This is a genomic window from Prevotella brunnea (assembly GCF_008016795.1).
In the GTDB taxonomy this organism is placed as follows: Bacteria; Bacteroidota; Bacteroidia; order Bacteroidales; family Bacteroidaceae; genus Prevotella; species Prevotella brunnea.
In genome coordinates, this window is record NZ_SDIK01000099.1 from 1 (window position 1) to 6,753 (window position 6,753).

Consider the following 6,753-nt stretch of genomic DNA (forward strand, 5'->3'; position numbering starts at 1 on the left):
TATAGTTTTCAAATACAAAGATAAGAAAAAAGGAGCTTACACACTTTTATAGGACAGTACCGGGCTGTATGGTTCATCGCAGAGTTTTGCCTCCTCCATCTCGTCGTTTGCCTGCTGTATTGCATCCCAGCGGTGCTTGATACGCAATTCCTATACGGCGTCGCATGCTAACTTTTGTACATGAAACCTATCGATTACACGCTTGGCATTGGGAAACGACCTTCTGACTATTTTGCGCATAGAGTCGGACAGATCCAGAGTGACTTCCTCAACAGAGGAGCGTTTCTCCTCATCAATCCTATCCAGTACTGCTATGACATCTTCTGACTTTGTACCTGCAATTACTGCCACGAGACTTCTTTCCCGTGTCCTTGCTGCACGGTTGGTCACGAAAGTGTACAGTTCGCCGTTAGACAGTGAAGTTTCATCAATAGCCAAAGAGGATCCGATGTTGTCAGGAAAGAGAAGCCACTCGTCGGCATGTTCTGCCTGGTCCCATTGACGGAAGCCGCTCAGAACTTCCTTGTATTGTTTCTCAAATGTATGTCCGTCAATATGATAGAAATCCTCAAGCGTAAGGCAGGTCACGGGGGATGTCTCCATACGTTTCTTTTAAAAAAGCTCCAAATTCCTTGGAGTAACGAGTGCCCTGAGCTACCATGTCTAAAGCGATGGGAAGCGTAAAGCTCTTGCCTGTGCGCAAGTCCGTCCATCGTCTGCGACGAATTTTCAATATAACCTTATGGTCTCGGATCGGAAAGTCAGTTATATTAACAGCTTCCATGAACCCTTTGGACTCGAAGTTGGCATCATCCGACAAAGTCTTGTCCATACGTTCGTCAAGACTAATATGAAACTCTGATCCGACCTTACGGACAGAAACAATAGTAAAAAACTCTAATATTTGAGTGGGCAACACAAGAGCTGCCAAGGTGCGTAACATATTTTCTTCCATGATGCGAAGGTCGGAATTATTAAGATAAATAACAAATTATTCCCCAGGATATTTCTACTGAGCCATTGAAATTCCTTTGGTGTTATTATTCAATTGGATCAAAACCTATGGGCGGAACGGTTTCCAAAGTATAATTAATATCTTCAATGTTGAAACAGTCATCTACAAGCTCACCAGCTTCCTTCATCTCATTATAGCTCCAAATTCCACCACAATCTTCTTCGGGGCTTATCCCCTTTGAAGCTGTGCATTTAGCATATTCTGACGTTTCATTCAAGATTTTTTCAATTTCAATATCATGTATCCAGTCATCACCAAAATCGTAAACATAACATAACTTTCGATTTATGGTTCCGTCCCCAAAGTATTCACCTATTGTGAATGTCCTTGCATTATAATCTGGCTCGTCATATTCTACTGCCTCTGCTATGTTGAGCACGTTGCTGTAGGCAGTATCTCCAAAGCAATACAAATGCTCATTATACCACCCAAAAGCCACTTGTATGACTGCATGCAAACCTGAGAATGTGAAATGCGAAGGTACCAAAACACGGCGCCATACAGGGGGCTTTGAGATTCCGCGCAACTTTATCTTGAATTGGTAAGTAAGTTTTAATCCTTTTTTACCGGCTAATTTCGGCTTATTTCTTTTGAAATATTTCGATGATTGATCTATGAGTAGATTAACTGTTTCTATTAATTCTGAGAATTCTTTTTCTGATAATTGCCGGTTTGACAAAAATGGTTCAGTATGTTTCTTTTTCCTCATAATTTAATTAGAGTTTATTGTAAAGATGTAATCAGATGACTTATTAGGTAATGATATATCTTGAATATTCCAATCTATTCTATTAATTCAGTAATGTGTGCTTATACCATTCGTAGAGCCTTTTCACGCCGTCTTCTATCTCAACTTTATGTTTCCAACCTAAGGAGTGAAGTTTTGAAACATCAATGAGTTTTCTTGGAGTTCCATCGGGTTTACTGCGGTCCCAAACTATCTCCCCGTTAAATCCTACGGTCTTGGCAATAAGCTGCGAAAGTTCCCTTATAGTTAGTTCTTTACCAGTGCCGATGTTGATGTGGCAATTCTTAATTTCGCCCAATGCAGGAATGGCTCCTCCGCGTCCATCACTATTGTTGCGATCTACCTTGCCATCTATTGAAGTACCGAAGAATGTTGAAGAATACTTTTCAATTCCAATGACGTCCTTAAAATCAACATTGAGCAAAAGATGAACGGAAGCATCTGCCATATCTTCACTCCAAAGAAATTCCCTTAATGGACTACCGGTTCCCCACAGAGTAACTTTGTTATCCTCGATGCCATAGAATGCGAGTGCGTTAAGAATCCTTTCTTTGGAAGAATTTCCATCAATGTTATCAGTTCCAATTTTTTTAGCAAGAGCTGGCACGGGATTAATCGGTCGTTTATTCATGTCGATACAAATGGCATTCCAATCCTGATTATGAATCAGCTTTGCCAAATATATTTTGCGCATAATCGCAGGCATGACATGACTGTTTTCCAAATGGAAGTTGTCGTTAGGTCCATATAAATTAGTTGGCATAACGGCAATGTAGTTTGTTCCATACTGTAAATTATAACTTTCACACATTTTTAGTCCTGCTATCTTGGCTATTGCATATTCCTCATTTGTGTATTCTAAGGGAGATGTAAGAAGCGCGTCTTCTTTCATTGGCTGAGGAGCTCCTTTGGGATAGATGCACGTAGAGCCTAAAAAAAGAAGCTTTTTTACTTTATATTTGAATGCGCACGAGATGATATTGCACTGAATCATCATGTTCTGCATTATGAAATCAGCGCGATATAAACTATTTGCCATGATGCCACCTACGAAAGCCGCAGCGAGAACAACTGCATCCGGATGCTCTTGAATAAAGAAATCCTCAACAGCCTGTTGATTGGTCAGATCTAAATCAGCATGGCTCTTTCCTATAAGATTATTGTATCCACGCTGTTTTAGATTATTCCAAATGGCAGATCCAACCAATCCATGATGACCTGCTATATAAATTTTAGAATTTTTATCTATCAACATTGCTTTCATTATATGATTATGTTTATTCTATAATTTATATCTTGAAATGAGGTTTTTTAACGTATTCTACATCATAATCTACCATTACTTTGATGAGTTCCTCAAAACTTGTTTTCCTCGGATTCCAACCTAATTCTTTCCGAGCTTTGGTAGGATCACCAAGGAGTTGTTCTACTTCTGCTGGTCGGAAATATTTAGAGTCAACTTCGATTAAGACCTTACCTGTCGCCTTGTCAATACCTTTTTCGTTCAAGCCTTCACCTTGCCATAGCAATTGAATACCTACGTGTTGGAAAGCGAGTGTGGCAAATTCTCTGACAGTGTGATATTCACCGGTGGCAATTACATAGTCTTGTGGGTTTTCTTGTTGAAGTATCAGCCACATACATTCTACATAGTCTTTTGCATATCCCCAATCACGGAGGGCGTTTAGGTTGCCAAGATAGAGCTTTTCTTGTAATCCCTGTGAGATGCGTGCTGCAGCTAATGTAATCTTCCGGGTAACGAAATTTTCTCCACGCCTTTCGCTTTCATGATTGAAAAGTATGCCGTTACAGCAGAACATATCGTAACTCTCGCGGTAGTTCTTAATAATCCAATATCCATACAATTTCGCTACCGCGTATGGAGAACGTGGATAGAAAGGCGTTGTTTCCTTTTGTGGAATTTCTTGAACCTTACCGAATAATTCGGATGTGCTTGCTTGATAAATTCTACAAGATTTCTCCAGTCCACAGATTCTTACCGCCTCTAATAATCTTAACACTCCAATCGCATCGGTATCTGCCGTATATTCCGGCACCTCAAAACTTACTTTTACGTGGCTTTGGGCGGCGAGGTTATAAATCTCTGTTGGTTTTACTTCCCCAATAATTCTGATAAGGGATGATGAATCGGTCATATCTGCCCAATGCAGATTCACAAGTCGTTCTTTTCTCATGTCGCGAACCCATTCATCCAAATACAGATGCTCTATTCTTTGTGTGTTGAAAGATGAACTGCGGCGTAGAAGTCCATGAACCTCATAGCCTTTTTCCAATAAAAATTCAGCAAGATAACTTCCATCTTGCCCGGTAATACCTGTAATCAGTGCTACTTTTCTTGATGTCACTTTATTTCCATTTTAAGCACCTTTTCTACAATTGGTGCCATATCATAATATTTGTATTCTGCCAAACGACCGCCAAAAATTATATTTTTCTCTTTATCGGCAAGTCTTTTATATTTTAGGTATAGTGCATTATTTCTCTCGTCATTTACCGGGTAGTAAGGTTCTAATCCCGATTTCCATTCTGTAGAGTATTCTTTTGAAATGATAGTTATGGGGCACCGCTCCACATCTTGACCAAACATTTCAAAATGTTTATGTTCGATGATGCGTGTGTAGGGTGTAGCCTCATCGGTGTAATTAACCACTGCGCAACCTTGATAGTTTGTTTTTTCGATGATTTCTTCTTCAAACTTGACGGTACGATAATCAAGTTTTCCGAACCGATACTCATAGAACTCATCTATCTTCCCGGTAAAGACAATCTTATCTGCTTTTGCAAGCCACTTCTCTTTGTCATCGAAAAGGTTAGTGTTTATTTTCGTATCAACGCCCTTCAATAAGGCTTCAATAAGTTTGTTATATCCGCCTTTGGGAATACCTTGGTAGCAATCGTTAAAGTAATTATTGTCGAAAACTAAACGAATGGGCAGCCGCTTGATGATAAAAGCAGGAAGTTCTATACATTTTCGTCCCCATTGTTTTTCCGTATAGCCTTTTATTAACTTCTCGTAGATGTCCTTTCCTATCAGTGTTAAAGCCTGTTCCTCCAAGTTCCTCGGTTGAAGCACACCATCTGCGTGCATTTTTTTTATGGCATCGGCACGCTGTTCATTCAATTTCATTTCCGCTTCTTCCGGGGTTGTTACTCCCCACATTTGATAAAAAGTATTCATGTTAAACGGAAGATTGAATAACTTACCTTTGTAATTTGCTATTGGTGAGTTGGTAAAGCGGTTAAATTCCACCAAGGAATTTACAAAATCCCAAACGGATTTACTGTTTGTATGAAAGATGTGAGCTCCATACTTGTGAATGTTTATTCCTTCCTTAAACTCGCAATATAGATTACCACCCAACTGCGGTCTCTTGTCAATTACAAGACATCTTTTTCCTTTTTGAGTAGCCTGATGCGCAAACATTGAACCGAACAAGCCAGCACCTACTATAAGATAATCGTATTGATTCACGTAAAAAAAATATGATAGTTCAACAAATGATTATGTAGTATCTGAAACTATTTTTTGTCAATAATGTATTCGAATGTTAATAAGATGATTTTCCGTGATGGAAAGTTTTTTATTTTTATTCTGCTTATTTTGTGCCACACACCCTTGCATACTGTTATTGACTAAATATTATATTATTAGGTGCAAAGATAAAAATAAATAATGAAAGAACCAATAAAAATGCTTTTTTTCCGAAAACTTAAAGCTATCGCTTTTTTATTACCGACTAATAAAGTTGTAAGGAAATATAATGGACGCAAAAACGTAGGAGGTCATCGTCTATGATGAGTGTCTCCTCCTACGAATTATTCCGATTATACTAAGTAGAGTCAATATGTGTTATCCCAAGTACTTCATAAGCACTCTTGCGTTCCCACTTTCTCTTATCTTCTCTATCGCCTTTTCACGAATTTGTCTTACACGCTCTCTTGTTAGTGCCATTTCTGTACCTATTTCTTCTAAGCCTTTTTCTTGACAGCCTATTCCAAAACACTCTACAACAATCTTTCTTTCTCGCTCCTTAAGTGTGTTTTGCAATACAGCCTTAAGATCATCGGACATTGATTCAAAATCTACGCCTCTATCAGTGCGAGAATCATCACCGGAAGCAAGCATATCGCTCATGGAATTGTCATCATCATCGCTAAATGGTGCATCGATACTCATGTGGTGATTGTCCGCACTCTGACTCTGGCGTATCCTTGCTTCGTCGATGCCGGTCAAATCAGCCAACTCGTGAATAGATGGACGCCGATTGTACTTTTGAACAAACTCGTTTGTAACTTGATTGATTTTAGATATGGCACCTACCTGATTGAGTGGCAGCCGCACGATTCTGCTTTGCTCAGCTATCGCTTGCAAAATGCTTTGGCGAATCCACCACACGGCATAAGAGATAAACTTAAAACCACGTGTTTCATCGAATTTCTCTGCTGCTTTGACAAGACCAATGTTGCCTTCATCAATCAAATCTGTAAGTGAGAGACCTTGATGTTGATATTGTTTTGCCACGGAAACTACAAATCGAAGGTTGGCCTTGATTAGTTTTTCCTTAGCTCGTTCGCCCTTCTTCCCGCCTTTGTGAATTTCTTGAGCTAACTCAATTTCCTCATCAACGGTAATCATAGGTTCGCGACCAATTTCTACCAAGTACTTATCAAGTGCTTCACTGGAACGATTGGTAATACTTTTTGAAATCTTAAGTTGTCTCATTGATTTAATTTTCCTCCTAAAAAATTATTGGGATTTTCTACTTGCACAAAAACGACTTGCAAAGATACAAATATTTTTTGATAAATCCAATTTTTTTCGTTTTATTTTGTTGCTTCTCGTATAAATATAAGTTAAATAATACTATATAATTAAAACGATCTTTGCTATTATAGAAAATCCATTCAAAACCTCACTAATCCTATTGCTTGCCTTGATGAAATAAACTGTCTTATACGGATTTAGCTT

Annotated in this window: 6 protein-coding genes and 1 pseudogene; all 7 read right to left on the reverse strand. The window is 38.8% G+C overall.

The genetic code is table 11. From position 1 onward, the window contains the following. Positions 1 to 60: 60 nt before the first annotated feature. Positions 61 to 603, reverse strand: a pseudogene (locus ETF27_RS10660) (ISAon1 family transposase); the annotation flags it as partial. Then, positions 569 to 955: an ISAon1 family transposase N-terminal region protein gene (locus ETF27_RS10665; protein ID WP_130828697.1), complete on the reverse strand. Its 387-nt coding sequence runs from the start codon at positions 953 to 955 to the stop codon at positions 569 to 571. The gene ETF27_RS10665 and the pseudogene ETF27_RS10660, both read right to left, overlap by 35 nt. A gap of 85 nt (positions 956 to 1,040) precedes the next feature. Then, positions 1,041 to 1,724, reverse strand: a complete 684-nt coding sequence (locus ETF27_RS10670) for a plasmid pRiA4b ORF-3 family protein (RefSeq protein WP_130828696.1) — start codon at positions 1,722 to 1,724, stop codon at positions 1,041 to 1,043. Positions 1,725 to 1,806: 82 nt separating this feature from the next. Continuing rightward, positions 1,807 to 3,018, reverse strand: a complete 1,212-nt coding sequence (locus tag ETF27_RS10675; RefSeq protein WP_130828695.1) for a GDP-L-fucose synthase family protein — start codon at positions 3,016 to 3,018, stop codon at positions 1,807 to 1,809. Between the two features lie 34 nt (positions 3,019 to 3,052). Next, a complete protein-coding gene (gmd, locus tag ETF27_RS10680; RefSeq protein WP_130828694.1) occupies positions 3,053 to 4,129 on the reverse strand; it encodes a GDP-mannose 4,6-dehydratase in 1,077 nt (358 codons plus the stop codon). Then, on the reverse strand, positions 4,126 to 5,256 hold the full coding sequence (glf, locus tag ETF27_RS10685) for a UDP-galactopyranose mutase (protein WP_130828693.1): 1,131 nt from the start codon (positions 5,254 to 5,256) through the stop codon (positions 4,126 to 4,128). The genes gmd and glf overlap by 4 nt, the downstream gene beginning before the upstream one ends. 378 nt (positions 5,257 to 5,634) lie before the next feature. Continuing rightward, complete coding sequence (locus ETF27_RS10690; RefSeq protein WP_130828692.1) at positions 5,635 to 6,507, reverse strand: sigma-70 family RNA polymerase sigma factor; 873 nt, start codon at positions 6,505 to 6,507, stop codon at positions 5,635 to 5,637. Positions 6,508 to 6,753: the final 246 nt, after the last annotated feature.